Source organism: Bradyrhizobium algeriense (genome assembly GCF_036924595.1).
In the GTDB taxonomy this organism is placed as follows: Bacteria; Pseudomonadota; Alphaproteobacteria; order Rhizobiales; family Xanthobacteraceae; genus Bradyrhizobium; species Bradyrhizobium algeriense.
The window spans coordinates 4177110-4195008 of the sequence record NZ_JAZHRV010000001.1 but is presented as its reverse complement, the minus strand read 5'-3'; the positions used below and the strand labels follow the sequence as shown (position 1 = coordinate 4195008).

Annotated in this window: 17 protein-coding genes; 6 read left to right on the top strand and 11 right to left on the bottom strand. The window is 59.8% G+C overall.

Going from position 1 to position 17899, the window contains the following annotated elements:
• Nucleotides 1-366 precede the first annotated feature (366 nt).
• The gene (locus tag V1286_RS20490) at nt 367-1581 is read left to right on the top strand and encodes a cytochrome P450 family protein (RefSeq protein WP_334482093.1); all 1215 of its coding nucleotides are present in this window, start codon (nt 367-369) and stop codon (nt 1579-1581) included.
• Nucleotides 1582-1676: 95 nt separating this feature from the next.
• Here the strand turns inward: V1286_RS20490 and V1286_RS20485 are convergent, their stop codons facing one another.
• Nucleotides 1677-2318, bottom strand: coding sequence for a class I SAM-dependent methyltransferase (locus tag V1286_RS20485; RefSeq protein WP_334482091.1), 642 nt, complete (start codon nt 2316-2318; stop codon nt 1677-1679).
• A gap of 480 nt (nt 2319-2798) precedes the next feature.
• Nucleotides 2799-2987, bottom strand: a complete 189-nt coding sequence (locus V1286_RS20480; protein WP_334482089.1) for a hypothetical protein — start codon at nt 2985-2987, stop codon at nt 2799-2801.
• Here V1286_RS20480 and V1286_RS20475 point away from each other — a divergent pair.
• From V1286_RS20475 to V1286_RS20465, 3 genes are all read left to right on the top strand, one after another.
• Nucleotides 2973-3254 carry a hypothetical protein gene (locus tag V1286_RS20475; RefSeq protein ID WP_334482087.1) on the top strand — a complete coding sequence of 94 codons (282 nt, stop codon included), beginning with the start codon at nt 2973-2975 and terminating at the stop codon, nt 3252-3254. The two genes, V1286_RS20480 and V1286_RS20475, sit on opposite strands and share 15 nt — an antisense overlap.
• On the top strand, nt 3251-3391 hold the full coding sequence (locus V1286_RS20470) for a hypothetical protein (RefSeq protein ID WP_334482086.1): 141 nt from the start codon (nt 3251-3253) through the stop codon (nt 3389-3391). Before V1286_RS20475 ends, V1286_RS20470 begins: the two co-directional genes overlap by 4 nt.
• Nucleotides 3392-3595: 204 nt before the next feature.
• A complete protein-coding gene (locus tag V1286_RS20465) occupies nt 3596-5158 on the top strand; it encodes an SGNH/GDSL hydrolase family protein (protein WP_334482084.1) in 1563 nt (520 codons plus the stop codon).
• Nucleotides 5159-5228: 70 nt separating this feature from the next.
• Here the strand turns inward: V1286_RS20465 and V1286_RS20460 are convergent, their stop codons facing one another.
• A complete protein-coding gene (locus V1286_RS20460) occupies nt 5229-6416 on the bottom strand; it encodes a 6-phosphofructokinase (protein WP_334482082.1) in 1188 nt (395 codons plus the stop codon).
• Nucleotides 6417-6437: 21 nt separating this feature from the next.
• Entirely contained in the window at nt 6438-7583 is a 1146-nt protein-coding gene (locus V1286_RS20455; RefSeq protein WP_334482081.1) for a fructose-1,6-bisphosphatase, read from the bottom strand.
• A gap of 1395 nt (nt 7584-8978) precedes the next feature.
• Here V1286_RS20455 and V1286_RS20450 point away from each other — a divergent pair.
• Nucleotides 8979-9221: a hypothetical protein gene (locus tag V1286_RS20450; RefSeq protein WP_334482079.1), complete on the top strand. Its 243-nt coding sequence runs from the start codon at nt 8979-8981 to the stop codon at nt 9219-9221.
• Nucleotides 9222-9509: 288 nt separating this feature from the next.
• Entirely contained in the window at nt 9510-10406 is an 897-nt protein-coding gene (locus V1286_RS20445) for an SDR family NAD(P)-dependent oxidoreductase (RefSeq protein ID WP_334482077.1), read from the top strand.
• Between the two features lie 38 nt (nt 10407-10444).
• Here the strand turns inward: V1286_RS20445 and V1286_RS20440 are convergent, their stop codons facing one another.
• The 7 genes from V1286_RS20440 to V1286_RS20410 all read right to left on the bottom strand — a co-directional run bounded on the left by V1286_RS20440 (nt 10445) and on the right by V1286_RS20410 (nt 17860).
• Nucleotides 10445-11533 carry a ketopantoate reductase family protein gene (locus V1286_RS20440; RefSeq protein ID WP_334482075.1) on the bottom strand — a complete coding sequence of 363 codons (1089 nt, stop codon included), beginning with the start codon at nt 11531-11533 and terminating at the stop codon, nt 10445-10447.
• A 155-nt stretch (nt 11534-11688) separates the two neighbouring features.
• A complete protein-coding gene (locus V1286_RS20435; RefSeq protein WP_334482074.1) occupies nt 11689-12120 on the bottom strand; it encodes a CBS domain-containing protein in 432 nt (143 codons plus the stop codon).
• 274 nt (nt 12121-12394) lie between these two features.
• Nucleotides 12395-13690: an oxalate/formate MFS antiporter gene (oxlT, locus tag V1286_RS20430; protein ID WP_334482071.1), complete on the bottom strand. Its 1296-nt coding sequence runs from the start codon at nt 13688-13690 to the stop codon at nt 12395-12397.
• A 387-nt stretch (nt 13691-14077) separates the two neighbouring features.
• On the bottom strand, nt 14078-15577 hold the full coding sequence (locus tag V1286_RS20425) for a tripartite tricarboxylate transporter permease (protein WP_334482069.1): 1500 nt from the start codon (nt 15575-15577) through the stop codon (nt 14078-14080).
• Between the two features lie 27 nt (nt 15578-15604).
• Nucleotides 15605-16102 (bottom strand): tripartite tricarboxylate transporter TctB family protein, encoded by a 498-nt coding sequence (locus tag V1286_RS20420; protein WP_334482067.1) that lies wholly within the window; start codon nt 16100-16102, stop codon nt 15605-15607.
• A gap of 72 nt (nt 16103-16174) precedes the next feature.
• On the bottom strand, nt 16175-17188 hold the full coding sequence (locus V1286_RS20415; RefSeq protein ID WP_334482065.1) for a Bug family tripartite tricarboxylate transporter substrate binding protein: 1014 nt from the start codon (nt 17186-17188) through the stop codon (nt 16175-16177).
• Nucleotides 17189-17722: 534 nt separating this feature from the next.
• Nucleotides 17723-17860, bottom strand: a complete 138-nt coding sequence (locus V1286_RS20410) for a hypothetical protein (protein ID WP_334482063.1) — start codon at nt 17858-17860, stop codon at nt 17723-17725.
• Between the last annotated feature and the right edge of the window lie 39 nt (nt 17861-17899).

Genomic DNA, 17899 nt, shown 5'->3' with positions numbered 1-17899 from the left:
CCAATTGGAAAATGCGTTTCCTATAATTTTATGTCCGCGGGAGGCCGCGCACGTCATCTTGTGAGATTTCGGAGAACAGGATGCCGTCACCCCCCACAAAAGTCTACGGGGAGCGGGCGTAGGTCAGGGCAACGCCATCATGCAAAAGCGAGGACTTGTTCCGCAGTGCGAACAATTGCGCATGGAGTCCGGCATTTCCTGAGAACACCTCGCTAATCGGATATGCTGCGGACACGCCAAAATCGACTTTTTTGACCTGGACCGGACATGGGCTGAACGGGCATTGCGACGCAACACATTGCTGCTTTGGTTTTCATCCAGGGTGCTGCGCACGATGCATCCAGGGACTTGCCGATCTTAAGCGCCATGAACGATCCTCGCAAAGTCGACATCTACTCAGCCGAGCACAAGCGCGACCCGTTTCCGTTCTATGCGTTTCTTCGCAGCGAGGCGCCGGCTTTCGAAGTTGGCGTACCCGTCCTGAAGCGGGCGTGGCTGATTACGCGTTACGATGACGTGGCCCTGTGCCTCCAGGACAGCGCCAGGTTCGTCAAAGACGCGGGCAATGCCGGCTTGCGCTCGCCTAAGTCCATGCCGTGGTGGACACCCGTGAGCCTCAGGACACTCTCGGAGAACATGCTGGACCTGGACGATCCCGCACATCGAAGGCTGCGGGCCCTCATCAACAAGGCGTTTAGCCGTGCACGCATCGAGCAGTTGCGAAACCGCACCGAAGTCCTGGCTGAGGGTCTCGTCGATCGGTTGCGCGCCAAGTCGAAGCCCGACCTTATCGAGGATTTCGCGCTTCCGCTGCCGTTGACCGTGATCTCGGAGCTGCTGGGCCTGCCCGAAGAGGCCCGGACGCGCTTTCGGAAGTGGACCAATGTTTTTCTCGGAGCGCGATCGGAATTTCGCATGGCGCTCTCGCTGCCCTCGATCTTTGCATTGATGCGATATTTGCGGCGCCTCGTTGCCACGCGCCGGCGCACCCCGAAGGATGATCTCATCTCCGCGCTGATCGCCGTGGAGGAGGGGGGCGATCGGCTGAGCGAGAGCGAGCTCATTGCCATGCTGGTGCTCCTGATCATCGCCGGCCACGAGACGACCGTGAACCTGATCGGGTCCGGAATGCTGGCGCTGATGGAGAATCCGCGCGAAAAAAAGCGGCTCCTCGGAGATTTCTCGCTCCTTGGGTCTGCGGTCGAGGAGTTGTTACGCTTCACGGCACCCGTCGAGACCGCAACGGAGCGATATGCGGCCCAGGACATCGACCTGCACGGCACCACGATCAGGCGCGGCGATGTTATTTTCCCCGTCATTGCCTCCGCCAACCGGGATGCGCAGAAATTCGCGGAGCCCGATCGGCTGGATCTGGCCCGCAAGCCCAATCCGCATCTTGCGTTTGGAGATGGCGTTCACTTTTGCGTCGGCTCGCATCTGGCGAAGATGGAGGCCGAGATCGCGTTCGGTTGCCTGCTGCGACGCCTGCCTGAGTTGACGCCTGCCTGTCCTGCTCACGAACTGCAGTGGCGCGCCGCGCCGGTCGTTCGTGGCCTCAAGTCGTTGCCGGTCATCGCGTAGTCGTTGTTGCGCCGGAAGACCCGTCGGGCTTTCACCGCCAAGAACCCCGCACGGTTGCCCAACAGCGGACCAAATTCGAACTGGCGATATCCGAGTCAGGGGCGTCTCGGTGCCCGAAGTGCGTACAGTCTTTGGTAGATCATCGAGTCCGGTATCCAATCAAGCAAGGTGTGTCCAAGTGGCAGCTTGATCAGGCCAGCGATAATTCTGGATGAAGGCGGATACCAATAAACCGACAGGTTATAAAATTTAAGCGGAGTGAACCCCAAAGTCGTAAACTCGTGCATCAATCGCTTATGACTGAAGTGCCTTCTGTAATCCACAATTGGACCCGAGAGCAGAAGTATTTTGTCAGGGTGTTCTTTGGCAACTTTCTCCAGGAACGCTCCCTGCTCTTGAAAGGACAGATAGTAGACGCATTCGAGGGCCGCAATCACATCGTAACCCTCGAATGACGCTTGTAAAAAATCAGCGCATTCAAATCGGGCATTTGGCAGGTTCAGCGATTTAGCGCGAGCAATCGCTACATCGCTTATGTCGATGCCAACCACGGATCGTGCTTTGTTAAAAATTGTTTGGGTCAGGTGACCTTCACCACAACCCAGTTCAAGAACGGATTTGCCGCGGATGAACGGCTTCAGGCGTCGGCGCAAGACCTTATCCCTGAACTGCGCGTGGGAAATATGCCAGGGGTCAGGAGTTGCGTAATAGAGATTGAAATCTGCGGCCGTTCGCATTGCTGGTTTCCGCATTACGCCTGGTTAGAAAACAAGAGTTCTTCGCGAGTTCCCCAAAACTGATTGTCGGTGCTGCACAGGCGCGATCCCGGCGCTTAGCGACTTTCCTTTGGGGCAACGCCTATTGCATTTTCACCCTTTCGCGCCATCGCGCTTCGAAACTGTCAGAACCTTCCAGTGCTCGGGCTTGCGCATCTAACGGATCGCCAGGCTTCTCTGTGACAACGCTTTGAACTTCTTCTCTGTCGGAAACGGGTTGCGCGAATGCCCCCTTGGGCCATTCCAACAACGATTTTGAAAGCATGGGCTTGCCTTCGTACCAGCACTTTCGTCCATCGATCAGACGATAGGACCACCAACGCCCGTGCGGATTTGATGGTGCTGCGGCGCTGCATTGTTGTTTGGCCTGCGCGGCGGTTGGCGTCCCAACTGGTAGGAGCGTAGCAACCCAGGCGGCCAAGGCGATTGCTGGCAGTTTCCTCATTTGCGCACTGAGAGATTGCTCTGCTGCTGCAAGCGACTTACAGCAACTACCAAATCGGGGCGTTCGAGAACTTCCACGAGCTTGTCGAGGATAAGCTCATTGTTTTGCGGCCGGGGCCGAAGGTATTCTTCCAGTATGAGTTGCGCTTCGTTAATCGCCTGAAGAGCCAATTGCTGATCAGTCATCTCTTCTTCCTCCCCATCAAAGAAATGCCGTCCGACCGGGAAAAAGAGGCAAGAAATCAAGCCTCCTTTTGGGAGATATCCCCGCTTTTTCTGGATTATCCGATCAATTTTTATTTCAACGCGGGAGGCGTTTTCTGGTTCCACACGCGTCCGAAGTTCCTTGGCACCTTCGAACGGCGCGCCGCGCCTGAGCCGGAGCGTTTTATGAAGTTCCGCTCTGGCGGCGCTGTTCGGAAGTGGGGCGGTCTCCGACCTATCCGCAAATGACCGTCGAAACGCGAAGGAAGATCTTCGATCGCGCGGTTGCCGACAAGCTCACCATTTCGGGTACTCGCTGGTTGATGCCGACCGTCGGCACGCTGGCCAAGGATGGCAGCAGCTACGTATTCGCAGCCGAGGGGTAATCGTTGCGAGAGTGGGACCTTCGTTTCCACGAAGGGCGCTCGACGTGCTTGCTGACATGCCAAAATCGACGCTTTGACCCGAAGCGGGACACACGGGCTCTTGCTTGAACTGACGACACCGCACTTCACGGTAAACTGAGACCCCACCACCGGGCGCCTCGTGCTAATCTGGCTAAGGCAGGTTCTGCGTGTGTGCGGTCCAGCATGCCAAACGGACCAAAAGGGCGATGCATCTTCTTCACCGAGCGTGGTCGGCTGATTGCGCTAGCCGTCGCGGTGGGCTTGGTGTTCGGCCTGGCCGGACCTACCTCTGCACAGTTTTTTAATTTCGGCGAATATCAGCAGCGACCGCAACCACAACGTGGCGGCGGCTGGTTTGGTAACGAACAACGCGGTGGAGGCTGGTCCGGTAACGAACAACGTGGTGGAGGCTGGTTCGGCAACGACACGTTTGCGCCGTACCAGCAGCAGTACGCGCCGCCACCTCGTTCGCATGGGCGGCAAGCGCCCCCGGCGGTGCGCGAGGATTTTTCAAAGGCCCCGCCGCCCGAGAAGCGCAACACTGTACCCGAGCGCCACATTCTTGTGCTCGGTGACGCCATGGCGGACTGGCTCGCCTATGGGCTTGAGGACGTCTATGCTGATCAGCCTGAGATGGGCGTGATCCGCAAACACAAGTCAGCCTCCGGCCTGATCAAGTATCAGCCGAAGGGCGATCCAGCCGATTGGGCCGCCGCCGCCAAAGGCATTCTCGCCGTCGAAAAAGCGGACGCCATTGTCGTCATGCTCGGGCTTGACGACCGCGTCGCAATCCGCGAGCCGGCAGCCGAAAAATCCGACAGTAAGCCGGGGGACAAGAAGGACGCCAAGGCCAAACCTGATGGCAAGCCCTCGGTCGCAAAACCCGCGGCGAAGCCCGATGGTGCAGCCAAGGTGACGGATACCGAATTGTCGCCAGACGATGCCGCCGACAACAATGACGCGCGACCGGTCACTGGACCGGAGAAGAGCGCGGGCTCGCCGAACGGCCTCCATGAGTTTCGCGAGAAACGCTGGGTCGAACTCTACAGGGAAAAGATCGACGAAATGATCGGCGTACTCAAGTCCAAGGGTGTGCCAGTGCTGTGGGTGGGTCTGCCGGCGGTACGCGGCCCCAAGGCGACAGCCGACACGGCGTTCCTGGATACGCTCTATCGCGATGCGGCCGGCAAGGCCGGCATCACCTATATCGATGTCTGGGACGGATTTGTCGATGAAGCCGGCCGCTTTTCACAGCAAGGCCCCGATTTCGAAGGGCAGATCCGCCGGCTGCGTTCCTCCGATGGCGTGTACTTCACCAAGGCCGGCGCGCTCAAGCTCGCGCATTATGCCGAGCGTGAAATCAACCGGCTGCTGGCTGCGCGTTCCGCGCCGATTGTGCTGCCCACCGAACCGGCAACGCCCGACGCCAGTGCTCGGCCGGATCAGCCGGCGCCGCGTCCGCTGGCCGGGCCGATCGTTCCCTTGGTGGGCTCTTCTGTCGGCACGGATCAACTACTCGGCGCTCCCGGGGCGCGGCCGGTGGCGATCGATGCGCAAGCCGCCCGGGTCTTGATCACAGGTGAGCCCTTGTCGGCACCAGCCGGTCGCGCCGACGATTTTGCCTGGCCGCGACGCGAAATTGGACGCGAAGGAGCCAAGGGTGACACGCCAGTGGCGTCAACATCGCTCGATGCCAATGCGCGAGCGCCGGCGGCTTCGCTAAAGCCGAAAAAGCAGCGCCGCTAGAGCCCGATCGCTTTTGGCGCTCCCGAAAAACCGGTGTCCCACTTCGCTCGAGGGGTTACCACCTTCCGCCCTATGACGCGCGGTTGAGAAAGATCGGCTGCCCGCGCTTATTGGTGTAGATGGGACGGTAGCGGTCCGTGTTGTACGTGCTGGCGACGTCCAGCTTGCGCGGCCCGAGCCTGACATCAGGGATGGGCACGAGGTCGTAGCGCCCCTCCACCAGCGCCGACATGAGGCCGGTCTTGCCTTCGAGGACGGCATCGTACGCCATATTGCCGAAAGTCAGGGCCACGAGCTTGTCCATGAAGTCAGGATTGCCCGATCGCAGGTCGTATGTGAGATCGGAGGTGATCGTCTCCTCGCCGACGCGTCGCTTGATCTCGTCGGCGAACGATTCCGCCACACTCGCCTTCTTGCGATGACCGTAAGCATCAGGCTCACCGTATTCCTGCACCTCGTAGCCCTCCCACGCGGCGCCCTCGCTGAGCACGACGAGCGCATAGTTGCTTGGGTTGGCGCGCTTCTCCTCGACGAGCAACTGGATCAGTTTGTCGAGATCGACCTTGTACTCCGGTATGACGCACCGTATCGAGGTGGCGTACGCGGTGTAGAGCGCCGTAAATCCGGCATCGCGGCCAAAGACGCGGAAAATGCCGATTCGCTCGTGCGATCCGACAGTGGTGCGCTGCCGCTGGATGGCGTCGCTGGCGCGGGTGATCGCGGTCGAGAAGCCGATGCAGTACTCGGTGTTGCGGACGTCGTTGTCCATCGTCTTCGGGATGGCGATGATCTTGACGCCGAGGTCGTTGAGCTTGGCTGCGTAACTGAGCGTGTCGTCGCCACCGATGGCAATCAGATGTTCGATGCCGAGCCCCGAGAGGTTAGCCAGCACCTGGCCGGTGACGTCCCACGTCCTGGTTGCGATGCCGCCCTTCGTGCTGAGCGAGGCCGGAAAGTCGTGGCCTGCGAGATGATCTGGCAGCTTCTTCATCCTGGACGGATTGGTGCGGCTCGAGTGCAGCACAGTGCCGCCGCTCCGGTCTATAGTGCGCGTGTTGTCACGGTTCAGCGGGATGATGTAGTGGGACCTAGAGGCCGGGTCCTCGAGGTTCACGTGCGTAAGGGCCTCCCAACCACGGCGGAGGCCGACGACCTCGATGTCGTTCTCGCTGCCGCGATATGTCACGCTCTTGATGACTGCGTTGAGACCGGGAACGTCGCCGCCGCCCGTGAGAATGCCGATACGCCTTTTTGCCATACCCACCTCGCAGGCAGTCCCTTACTCGGCCGCTTCCGGCTTGCGCTCCTCGCGCACCTGAAAGCGCTTCAGCAGTGAGGACACGGTGTCGCGGAAGCCACCATACTCCAACTCGGAATAGGGCAGCATCGCGGCGCCTGACCAGCCCTGGCTGCGCATCTCGATTGCCTTGCGCTGGGCGCGCCGGCGGACCTCGTCCCACGCCGGATTGTCGAAGAAATCGGTAAAGGACTCTGAAAAACGGCCGTCCTTGTCGATCGAAAAGCCGGTGCAGGAAACGATCGGCAGGCAGTACATGCCCGTCACCGGAGTGTTAAGTGGCACCGGCATGAGCGGCATCACGTGCGAGCCGCGCGCATCGCCGCCTACGAAGTGCGCCTTCGCGAACGGTGAAACGATTTCTTCGGGGGCCGGGAAAATCCCCTGGTTCCGGACGATCGCGACCGGATCGTCCTTGCCGGTGTACTTGCCTGCGATCGCGTGAAGACGCTGCGCCGAAACGGCGACGGCGACCTCGCCATGGGTCCGGGAAACAATGCGATCAATGCCAAAGCGCTCGTTGTCGCGGAGCAGCGCGGCAATGTGGTAGCCATCCGCGGGCGCGTCGAGTTCGATCACGCTGTCGCCGGCCGTGTGGTCCATGTCGATGACATGGAAACGGAATCCCTTGATCATCGGGGGCAGCATCAGCCCGGCGCAATACATGGGATCGGCGAAGGCGAGGTAGAGCGGCAGGTTGTAGGCGCCGGGGCCGCATTTGTCGGCGGCGAACACCATGAAGGACTCCGCAGGTCTCGTGCCAGAGAGGCTGTGGTCGAAGCTGAGCTCGGCGACGCCCGGTCCGGCGCCGCGAACGTTTCCGGAAGGTGCGTCGACGAGAAGATCCTGGCCGGCGCCATAAAGCCCGGAGGTTTTCGCGACCGAGGTGGCCGCGAGGAACGCCTTCCAGGCAAGTTGATGCACCTCGGAGCTCCCTTCGCCCCGTGTGTGTGTCATGATGATCGCAATGTCGTCGCCGGTGTGGCAGACGAAAGCGTCGATCAGCAGGCCATCGCAGATCGCCTTCGCGACCTCGCCCTCGACAGCCGCCATCATGCGTGTAGACGGTTTCGTGTGGCCGCCGACGGAGCCTATGTCAGCCTTGATGACCGAAAGGGTGAGTCTCATGAGCGTTCCCTCCGACCAGCGCGGCGCAACGCCTCGGCGTCTGCGCTTGCTGCGCCGGGGCGACGGCGCTGCTCATTTCCGCGAAAAAGAACGCCTGAGGTTCCGTTACGTTCCACAAATGCCCTTCTCGAAATGCGGGCTCATCCGGTAGCCGGGAGTTGGTTTTCGCGGGAATCGAATTCAGGTCATTGCCGGGCGACCATGGCGTTCCACCACGGACAAACGCCGCTTAGCCTCTGGTAGTTGCCGTCCATCACCTGGAGCGGGCACGGCGTCCTTCGGGCGGCGCCGGCAGGCGCACGAGCAGCAGATCATCCAGGTTCATTTCGGCCGCTCGCCCCGAAAGCGCCAGCAACGCGGCAATGGCGCCAAACAGGCGAATTTTCGAAGACGCGGCTTCTGATCGCGCATCGAATTTGCGCAGCGCGGCAACAAGTTTGCACTGCCATCAGGCCGACAATTGTGCTCTCTTTGGCTGCGCGACCTCTCGCTGATCATTTCAACCGCAGCCCCATGGTCGGCTCGAGAGCGAGCGCCGCCCCGGCGTTGATCCCCACGATTCGAGCCGGTCGCCTTGTTCATGAGTTCACCTGGAGTGACAGCCATGGTGCAGAACCTAGTAGCCGGATTGGTCGTGGTGGCCTTGATTATCATGGGCGTGCTTGCCTACGCCCAGAAACATGAGGGGTGCTTGCACGGGCGCTCGCTCCAAACCTTCAAGCCCTGCGGATCAGTTAGCGTTGACCTGTAGCGCTGGCGCGACGCCGCGGCCAACCTTGCGCGATTTGGTGCCCATGATCCCGGGCAAATCCCGGTTCGCCTATTTCCGTCTGTATGGGCCGAGCCGTTCCTCAATCGAACGTGGGTTCTTGACAAACTGAGCGACTGATCAGGCGACGCTTTGGGCTCGCTTCCGTTGGTGGTCTGTTGAAGTCTGTTCTTGGCCCCAGCGGATATGCCGACCCTTCCGACTGGTCTCTGCTTCCGTGGGGAAGACCGGACATGGCGAAGTAATCGCCGCTTCCGCCAATTGACCACAACCGGAAATTTTCGAACCCAACCGGCGGCGCCGGTGTTCGAAAATTGCTGGCATGCAAAAATTCCGCACCTCTTGAACATAAAACATTTGACGCGCTGAATTTTCTCTGCGCTTAGATCATGACATTCGTCCTGGGTGAGATTGCCTGCACTCTTGAGGACCGTAATGCGCAACGCACGACACATCGCAGAGACTACCGCCCGCGTCCGGCCGCTTAATTGGCTGGCCGATTGGTCGTGCATGTCCGTGATGACACGGGGTCCGAATTTTCAGCTCCAAGCGGGGCTGATCCGCAAGGCAAGAGTGTAACTCTCGGTGCAGGGCCGCTCCCTCCGCCGAACCGGCAGGAGGGCAAGATGAGCGCCCGCAACGACGTCAAGAGACCATCCGATCATGGCTTGGATGCGAGGCTTGTGCTGGCCGCGGCTCGACTGCGATTTGCCACGCGGGTTGATTTTCTCGTGGCTCGCTGGCTCGAGCGCTGCGCCACGAACGTCGAGGCCGCACAACTGTTGTTCAAGACTGATCGGAAGCCCACACGTGAGGTCGGGATGGGCGTGAGCCTTGTTTCATCTCCACGTTGGGATGACTCCCCATGACGGGGTCAGCCGGGGTGGAAATAGCATCAAGGTAGAAAGAGGCTGCCTACATGGCAGCCTCCCACTCCATTGCAGATCACCAGTGTTGAATTGGTGGATCCTCAAAAGCGAGGCTCTTCCTCGAACGCGGGGGACTTGACCGACTGATCTGACGATGTCTGCGTACGCGGGCAAAGCAGATCTCGCCCTTGCACCTCCGGACTTCCGAGTTTGACCCTGGCTGTGTGACCCACAACGGACATGCGCGGCGCGCCATTGAGCTTAAGTACTATAAACTCAGCGAACCAAATGGTATCTGCCAAGGCCAATTGCAAAAGCAACGGAAACACGCACATGCAAGACCTTATCGGACGAACAGCCTTCGTCACCGGAGCAGCATCAGGCATCGGATTAGGGATAGCCACGGCGCTGTCGCGGGCGGGGGTGAAGGTCATGCTATGCGACATCGAGGAAGAGGCGTTAGCAACGGCGGTAGAGAAATTGAAACTTACCAACGCCGACGTTGACGGCGTGAGAGCGGATGTATCGCTCAAAGCAGAACTCCAAGCCGCAGCGGACGCCACCGTGGCGCGGTACGGCAGGGTCCATATTCTCGTCAACAATGCGGGGGTCGGCGGCGGCCGGGGTTACGGTCATTGGACAGATGCAGGTTGGAATTGGGTTCTTGGCGTCAATCTGATGTCGGTGATTTGGGGCATCGAGATTTTCGGTCCGCTGATCGAGGCGCATGGCGAAGGAGGGCAGATTGTTTCCACGGCGTCCGTCTCCGGACTGATTGCGGGACCAAATCCCGGGTACGATGTGAGCAAATATGGAGTAGTGGCTCTGTCCGAAGGACTGCGGACGGTGCTCGCGCCGCGGAAAATCGGGGTATCCGTTCTGTGTCCGGGCGTCATCCGCACTCAGATCATGAATTCTCGGCGCAATGTGCCGCAGCGGTTCGCCGGGAAGATCGGCAGCCCGCCGCCGACGGAAGGACCGCTCGCCGAGTTCATCAAGGCGCTTCAGGAACGGATCAACAATGGCATCGATCCGCTCTATGTCGGCGAACTGGTTCGCGAGGCAATCGAAAATGACTGGCCCTACATCTTCACCGACACCGAGCACGAACCCTTCATCGACAAACGCTTCGCCGCTATCAAGCAGGGCTTCGATCGCATACGTGGAAGGACGCCGCGGCGCTAGCTATCGCATCTGTGATTTCAATCAGAACCGAAAGGGATCTACGTCACAGCGACTGGAGCACCTCGCGGTGCGCCGGACGCGTTCGCCGTGATGCTCTCATTCAGTTTCTGATTGACGATCTGGACCGTACGGTCGATTTCGGCATTGGGTGCGCCAAGCTGATGCGAAATCAGCTTCACCAGCAGGTCGACGCGTTCGATGGAAGGCGCGCCACCAGCGACCGCCCGGGCTGCTGACGAGGGCCTGAGAAGGCTTTCCGCCGCTTTGGCATATTTCTCGAAAGGTACCTGATCCGTGGGATCGGCGCCCAAACGCTGGGCGATGGCATCGACGTGGTCATAAATCGATTGCGAGAGGTTGATATCGCCGTGCACCGCGTCGCGGATCGATTGCGGCTCTTGCGGCGTGATGCAGCGGTAATTCCCGGTCAACAGCATCGACCATTTGGCCAGAGGGACGAACATCGAATCGAACACTTTGAGCTTCACCGGAACGTCCTGGCCATCCAGCTTCACCCCATCGATGTCGGCTTCCAGCTCTCGAAGCAGCAGATTGTGCTTCTCGTCCGCAAATGACGCGGCCTTGAAGTTTGTCGGCAAGCCGACGTGAAGAACATTCGCCGCTTCCTCTGGGGGACGGAAGGCCTGCGGATCCGGAGAGCAGAGCGACACCAGGCCTGGCTCAAACCGATCCCATACCGCAGCGTTGGTATAGGCCTTCTCCAACTCCATTTCCGCAAGGGCCGGGATGCGCTTGAGATAGGGCAGAGGGGGCATGTTCATGATCGAAAGGCAAGGCAGCTTCGCTTCGGCGATTTTGATCATCAGAAGCCGCATCGCGGGAGCAGCGTATTGCGGCTCCTGCATCGCAAGACCAACCAGATCATAACGGGAAGGATCGACGTCGGCGGGCTCGACTGCGTCCAAGATGCCAGGCAGGTCGCGCGAGAAGATCGGCCGGTGGGCCGCCTCGTCGCGCAGCTTGATGCGAACTTCGGTGCCGTCGCGATTGATGAGTTCTGCCGTCTGCTTCCGGCAAACCAGGGTCACGTTGTGACCCGCCATCAAAAGCTTTGTCGCCAGCAACGAGCCATACGAGGCCCCGAGGATCAGAATGTTACGCGCCATGCGCCCTCCCACAGATGATGTTTTCCGGCACCACTACTCCGGCGCAGATTTGCGAGCGCCTGCTTTGCGACAGGAGTTAAGCCGACTATTGCGGTGCGATACCGTCTTCCCTGGGAGTGCAGCCCAAAAAATGCCGGCGCAGTTCGAAGCGACGGTCAGGCCGATGCGGCGAGCTTAAAGGGCGTTGCTTCGTCGTCGAACGCGTTGAAGATATCGCGAATGCTGATGACGCCGATCAGGCTGTAATTGTCGATCACCGGCACGTGGCGGATGTGATGCTTGCTCATGAGGTGGCGGACATGCTCGAGCGTATCCGTCGACGTGCAGGAAACGAGCTGTTGCACCGAAATGAATTGCGAAACGCGCATGTTCACGCCGGCTGCGCCGTGTGCGGCAATCGCGCGAACGACGTCGCGCTCGGTGAACATGCCGACCGCCGTGTTGCCTTCGGTGCGGACGACATCCTTGACGACCAGCGCGCTGATATTGCTGGAGCGCATCAGTTGGGCTGCGACGGCGACGGTCTCGTTCATGCGGACCGTTGCGACACGGGCGGCTTTGTTGCGCAGGATATCTCCGACTTGCATGGCAACCTCCTTGGGGTGAAACATTGATCTAACTCTGGTATACATAATGCCAATTGTCAACACGTTTGGCCTTGGAAATCTTTCGCCGGGATGAAGATAAATAGGCAGTATTACTGACGTTATTGAAGCGCTCCATTCCGACCCGAGGATAGAGGAACGTCCCTGGGGCGGGCCGAAAAGCGATCTGGTATACCAGATGACGCCCAGGCAAAAGAAAAACGCGCCCATCCCGGAGGATGAGCGCGCTTGTTTCGAATAGCCGATCCGGTTTGGATCAGGCCGCGAGCTGCGATTTGGCGACCACCGACTTGCGCCAGGGCTTGAGCAAGGCGATCGCCAGCACCGAGGCCAGGATGTTCGCACCGGCCGCGACGATGAACACGGTGTCCCAGGTGCCTGAAGACTGCTGCATGTAGTTCGCGACAGGCACCAGCAGCGCCGCGGTGCCCTTCGCCGTGTAGAGCAGGCCGGCATTGGTGGTCGCGAACTTCGCGCCGAAGGTGTCGGTGCAGGTCGACGGGAAGAGGGAATAGATCTCGCCCCAGGCAAAGAACACGAAGCCCGACAGCAGCACGAACCACACCGGATCGTGGCCCAGCATGTACAGGCCCCAGATGCCGATGCCTTCCATGCCGAACGCGATGAACATGGTGTTCTCGCGCCCGATCATGTCCGAGATCCAGCCGAAGAAGGGACGGGTGAGGCCGTTGAGGACGCGATCGATGGTGGCCGCGAACGTCACTGCCGTCATCGTCACCGCCATCAGTGTGACGGGTACGCTGTCGACCTTCCAGTCGACGGCGATCGGCTTGAGGTTGGCGGTGACCATCAATCCGCCGGCGCCGACGATCACGAACATGAAATACATCAGCCAGAAGATCGGCTGACGGATCACCTCGGTCGGCTGATAATTGCGCCGGGTCTGGATGATGTTGGCATTCTGCGTCACCGCAGGCACCTGTCCCACTTTGGGCGCGAACATCAAGAAGGCGAGGATCACGATGATGATGCCTTGTCCGAGACCGAAATAGAGGAAGGTGGTCTGGAAGCCGGAGTCCTTGATCATCGCCTGGATCGGCGCGACCGTCAGCGCCGAGCCCGCGCCGAATCCGGCGGCGGTGATACCGGCAGCAAGGCCGCGCTTGTCCGGAAACCATTTCAGCGCGTTGCCGACGCAGGTGCCGTACACGCCGCCGGCGCCGATGCCTGCGATGATCATGCCGAGATAGAAGCCGTTGAGGGTGGTCGCCTGGGCGTTGATCGCCCATCCGATGGCGCAGAGGATGCCGCCGACCAGGACGACGAGGCGCGGGCCGTATTTATCGACGAACCATCCTTCGACCGGGACCAGCCAGGTCTCGAACAGCACGAACAGCGTAAATGCCCACTGGATCGAAGCGCGATCCCATCCGAATTTCTTCTGGATGTCGGGGACGAAGAAAGTCCAACCATATTGATAATTGGCGATCATGACCATTGCGGCGACGCCGATGGCTAACTGGGTCCAGCGATAAGCATCGCTGACTCGGGCCGCCGCGACGGGGGCCGCTCCGTGCACTGTGTCCGTCATCTTCCCTCCATAGGCTGTTCTATCGATACCCGACAGCTCAAGGGAAGAGTTTGGTATATGTTATGCCAGTAGACAAGAGAAATCTTGCCAGTTTGTCGCATTTCCTGTTGCTACTGAACACGCGTCATTAGAACTGCGGTGATCAGGCCACACGTTAAAATACTGAAACAAAAAAGAAATTAGTAGACGAGCGCTGCTGGCTGCATTCGTTATGAGAGCTTGCACTTTCTCGCGCCTGATATCCCAGCGCCCAAAAACGATGATGGCCGGGACAGTGCCCGGCCATCATGACCCGTTTCAGGTGGTTAAATGAAGCCTGACTATGCTCCTCGTAGTCAGGCTTCAGGGAAGGATTTTGTTCGCTCTGGCGATGGCGCCTTGCTCACTTCAGGCAACGGCGCCGCGCAAGCGGGTATAGCCTTGCTGGATCACCGACCAGAACAGTGCAACCAATCCCAGGATCATGATCGTGCTGACCAGCGTGTTGGAAAAGAATATGCCGAGCGAGCCCTGGGATCCCAGCAACGATTGCCGGAATGCCTCTTCCGCCTTGTCGCCGAGCACGATGGCCAGCACCAGCGGGGCGAGGGGATAGTTGCACTTCTTGAGCAGGTAGCCGATCACGCCGAACACCAGCATCAACACCACGTCGAACGTGCTGCTGTGAACCGAGTAGGCGCCGATCGCGCACAGCACCAGGATGAGTGGCGCGATGATGCTGAAGGGGACGCGCAGGATGGCCGCGAAGACAGGCACGCAGGTCAACACAACGATCAGGCCGACGAGATTGCCGAGATACATCGAGGCGATCAGGCCCCAGACGAATTCCTTCTGTTCGACAAACAGCATCGGCCCGGGCTGCAGGCCCCAGATCAGGAGGCCGCCGAGCAACACGGCGGCTGTCGGCGAACCCGGAACGCCAAGCGAAAGCATCGGCAGCAACGCCGCGGTGCCGGCGGCGTGCGCCGCGGTCTCCGGTGCGACCACGCCTTCGATTTCTCCCTTGCCGAAATTGGCGCCTTTCTTCGACACCCGCTTGGCGATGCCGTAGCTCATGAAGGATGCCGGCGTTGCGCCGGCCGGCGTGATGCCCATCCAGCAGCCGATCACGCAGGAGCGCAGCGACGTCACCCAGTAGGCCGGCAACTCCTTCCAGGTCTGCAGCACCACCCGCAAATTGATCTTGGCGCTGCCGCCGCGGAAGGCGAGCCCTTCCTCCATCGTCAGCAGGATCTCGCCGATGCCGAACAGCCCGATGACGGCGATCAGGAAGTCGAACCCGTTGAGCAGATGGGTAACGCCGAATGTCAGCCGTAGCTGTCCGGTGATGGAGTCGAGGCCGACGGCGGCGAGCGCAAATCCAATCATCATCGCCGCAATGGTTTTGAAGGGTGGTTCCTTGCTCAAGCCGACGAAACTGCAGAACGCCAGAAAATAAACCGCGAATTTCTCGGCTGGTCCGAATTGCAACGCGAAGCTTGCGACCAGCGGCGCGACTAGCGTGATCATGATCACGGCGAACAGGGCGCCCACGAACGACGAGGTGAAGGCCGCCGTCAAAGCTTCGCCGGCCTTGCCCTTCTGCGCCATCGGGTAGCCGTCGAATGTCGTCGCGACCGACCATGGTTCGCCGGGTATGTTGAAGAGAATCGAGGTGATCGCTCCGCCGAACAATGCGCCCCAATAAATACAGGACAGCATGATGATGGCCGACGTCGGCGGCATCGAGAATGTCAGCGGCAACAGGATCGCAACGCCATTGGCGCCGCCCAATCCCGGAAGCACGCCGATGATGACGCCGAGCACGATGCCGAGGACCATCACCATGATGTTGAAAGGCTGCAGCGCGACCGCAAAGCCATGAAACAGATTGACGAGTTCTTCCATCCCGATAATCCTGACTGTGCGCCGATGTTACAGACCGAGCCACTCTTCGATCGGCCCCTTGGGAAGCGGGACCAGAAAGTAGCGCTCGAAAATGAAATAGGTGACAATGGGCATGCCGAGCGCGACGGCCAGCACGGTAATCCAAGGGTACTTGCCCAGCCATCGCATGAACCATGCGATGAAGACGATCGAGGCGAGATACAGCCCGGTGAACGGCATGGCGCCGACATAGATCGCGGTTGGAATGACGACGCTCATAACCTGGCGAAGCTGTCCCCATTCCGCGAACAGCTCGTCATTGTCGTCGCGCAGTCCGTTCCACAGGTTTATCCCGCTGGATGCGACGATGAAGATTCCGATGTAGAATGGAAAGAAGCCGGCGCGCGGACCCTCCGCGCCCCAGTTAATGCCGGCCTTCAGGCTGCCGACGATAACGATGACGCCGAAGAGGGCGATCAGCAACGTGATCCCAGCCTCCACCAGCTTGTGGGTGGGGCCTGTCTTGCTCGAGCTGCCTGTTGTCATCAAAACTCCATGCGCGGCCGGGCCCGAGGCCCGGCGCCTGCGTTATGATCCCGGTTGCGGGCGATGCGTCGATCAGTTGCCAGGTGCGGCAAGGAAACCGGCATCCTTCATCAGGACCTCGTGGCGCTTTTCCTCGACCTCGACCCATTTGGCATATTCTGCCCCGGTCAGGGAGGTCGTGTTGAACGCGCCGCTCTTCATGAAGTCCTGCCACTCGGGCGTGGCGCGAACCTTCTTGAACAGCTCGACGTAATATTCGATCTGATCCTTGGTGGCCCGTGGCGACATGAAGATGCCGCGCAGCATCAGATATTCCATATCGAGACCCTGCGACTTGCAGGTCGGAATATCCTTCCAGCTCTTGCCGTCCGCGACCTGTTCGTCATAGCCCATCGGCTGCGCGTCGAACACGCAAAGCGGACGCAGCTTGCCACCACGCCATTGCGCGACGGCCTCAATCGGATTGTTGACAGTGGAGTCGACATGGTTGCCGACGAGCTGAACCGCGACTTCGCCGCCGCCCTTGTAGGGAATGTAGGTGAACTTGCTGCCGGTGGCTTTCTCGACCGCGACCGTAATGATCTGGTCTTCCTGCTTCGAGCCGGTGCCGCCCATCTTCATGGTACCGGCAGGAGCGGCCTTCACGGCATCAATATATTCTTTCGTCGTCTTGTACGGTTTTTCGGCGTTCACCCACAGCACGAACTCATCGAGCGCCAGCATCGTTACCGGCGTGAGATCCTTCCAGTTGAACGGGATGCCGGTGGCAAGAGGGGTGGTGAAGAGGTTGGAGAGCGTGATGATGATCTTGTGCGGATTGCCGCCCGATGTCTTGAGGTCGAGGAAGCCTTCGCCGCCGGCGCCGCCCGCCTTGTTGATGACGACCATCGGCTGCTTCATCAGATTGTGCTTGGTGACGATGCCCTGGATCGTCCGCGCCATCTGATCGGCGCCGCCGCCGGTGCCGGCAGGAACGATGAACTCGACTGGCCGTACCGGTTCCCATGCGGCGATCGCAGGAACAGAAATCCCGATCGCGCATAAGGCGGCGATTGCGCCCAACGCCGTTTGTGCAGTGTGCTTCATTTTGTTTCTCTCCCGTCGAACTGTGGTTACGTCGGTCTTTGCCGGCTTTCTAGTTCTGTCCCGACCATTCGATCGGGTTGTTCTCGCACTCATGACTGTTACACCGCAACGGTTGTCCCCGTGCGATGATTGCAGGCTCGAATTGTAAGAGGGACCTTTCGGTGCGGCATCCGCTCCTTTCGGCCAATTGTGTATTTGCATAACGCCGAAGAGGGCAGGTGAGATGCACCGCCGGCTTCGCGCCAGATCGCCTTGGCTGTCCTCGTGGACCGCACGACCTTATCCCCCCAAAATGCGCCCTTCTTTTCGGTGCGGGCGCCCTTGATGTATCTTTGTATGCGATATGCCAGGACGCAAACGGTTATTGCGGCGAATTGGCATTCGGGCTGATTTGTCGCAGATGTTGGTAAAAGTCGGCGGCCCGCTGCAAACGAAAAATGGCCCCGGAAGCCGGGGCCATTGGTACAGAGAGATCATGCGGAGGACCGTTCGCCTGAAGAAGACCTTCGATCGCAAATCGCTTATTTTATAGGCTCAGAGACCGAAACGGGGGAGGTCGCCGTTGCGGATGGCGATACGGCTGCTCGCGGTCAGCAGGCGGTCGATGGAAGCCATCAGACGGCTGAACAGGGTGCTGGAGGGCAGGAGGCCCATGGATGCAGTCTTGGACATGTTTGTCCCCTTTTCTTGGAGCGGAACCATTCCGCTTGG

What these genes read in the sequence shown, in the direction of transcription:
- V1286_RS20490 (WP_334482093.1), top strand. Translation starts at nt 367, where the DNA reads ATGAACGATCCTCGCAAAGTCGACATCTACTCAGCCGAGCACAAGCGC.
- V1286_RS20485 (WP_334482091.1), bottom strand. Translation starts at nt 2,318, where the DNA reads ATGCGAACGGCCGCAGATTTCAATCTCTATTACGCAACTCCTGACCCC.
- V1286_RS20480 (WP_334482089.1), bottom strand. Translation starts at nt 2,987, where the DNA reads ATGACTGATCAGCAATTGGCTCTTCAGGCGATTAACGAAGCGCAACTC.
- V1286_RS20470 (WP_334482086.1), top strand. Translation starts at nt 3,251, where the DNA reads ATGACCGTCGAAACGCGAAGGAAGATCTTCGATCGCGCGGTTGCCGAC.
- V1286_RS20465 (WP_334482084.1), top strand. Translation starts at nt 3,596, where the DNA reads ATGCCAAACGGACCAAAAGGGCGATGCATCTTCTTCACCGAGCGTGGT.
- V1286_RS20460 (WP_334482082.1), bottom strand. Translation starts at nt 6,416, where the DNA reads ATGGCAAAAAGGCGTATCGGCATTCTCACGGGCGGCGGCGACGTTCCC.
- V1286_RS20455 (WP_334482081.1), bottom strand. Translation starts at nt 7,583, where the DNA reads ATGAGACTCACCCTTTCGGTCATCAAGGCTGACATAGGCTCCGTCGGC.
- V1286_RS20450 (WP_334482079.1), top strand. Translation starts at nt 8,979, where the DNA reads ATGAGCGCCCGCAACGACGTCAAGAGACCATCCGATCATGGCTTGGAT.
- V1286_RS20445 (WP_334482077.1), top strand. Translation starts at nt 9,510, where the DNA reads ATGGTATCTGCCAAGGCCAATTGCAAAAGCAACGGAAACACGCACATG.
- V1286_RS20440 (WP_334482075.1), bottom strand. Translation starts at nt 11,533, where the DNA reads ATGGCGCGTAACATTCTGATCCTCGGGGCCTCGTATGGCTCGTTGCTG.
- V1286_RS20435 (WP_334482074.1), bottom strand. Translation starts at nt 12,120, where the DNA reads ATGCAAGTCGGAGATATCCTGCGCAACAAAGCCGCCCGTGTCGCAACG.
- oxlT (WP_334482071.1), bottom strand. Translation starts at nt 13,690, where the DNA reads ATGACGGACACAGTGCACGGAGCGGCCCCCGTCGCGGCGGCCCGAGTC.
- V1286_RS20425 (WP_334482069.1), bottom strand. Translation starts at nt 15,577, where the DNA reads ATGGAAGAACTCGTCAATCTGTTTCATGGCTTTGCGGTCGCGCTGCAG.
- V1286_RS20420 (WP_334482067.1), bottom strand. Translation starts at nt 16,102, where the DNA reads ATGACAACAGGCAGCTCGAGCAAGACAGGCCCCACCCACAAGCTGGTG.
- V1286_RS20415 (WP_334482065.1), bottom strand. Translation starts at nt 17,188, where the DNA reads ATGAAGCACACTGCACAAACGGCGTTGGGCGCAATCGCCGCCTTATGC.
- V1286_RS20410 (WP_334482063.1), bottom strand. Translation starts at nt 17,860, where the DNA reads ATGTCCAAGACTGCATCCATGGGCCTCCTGCCCTCCAGCACCCTGTTC.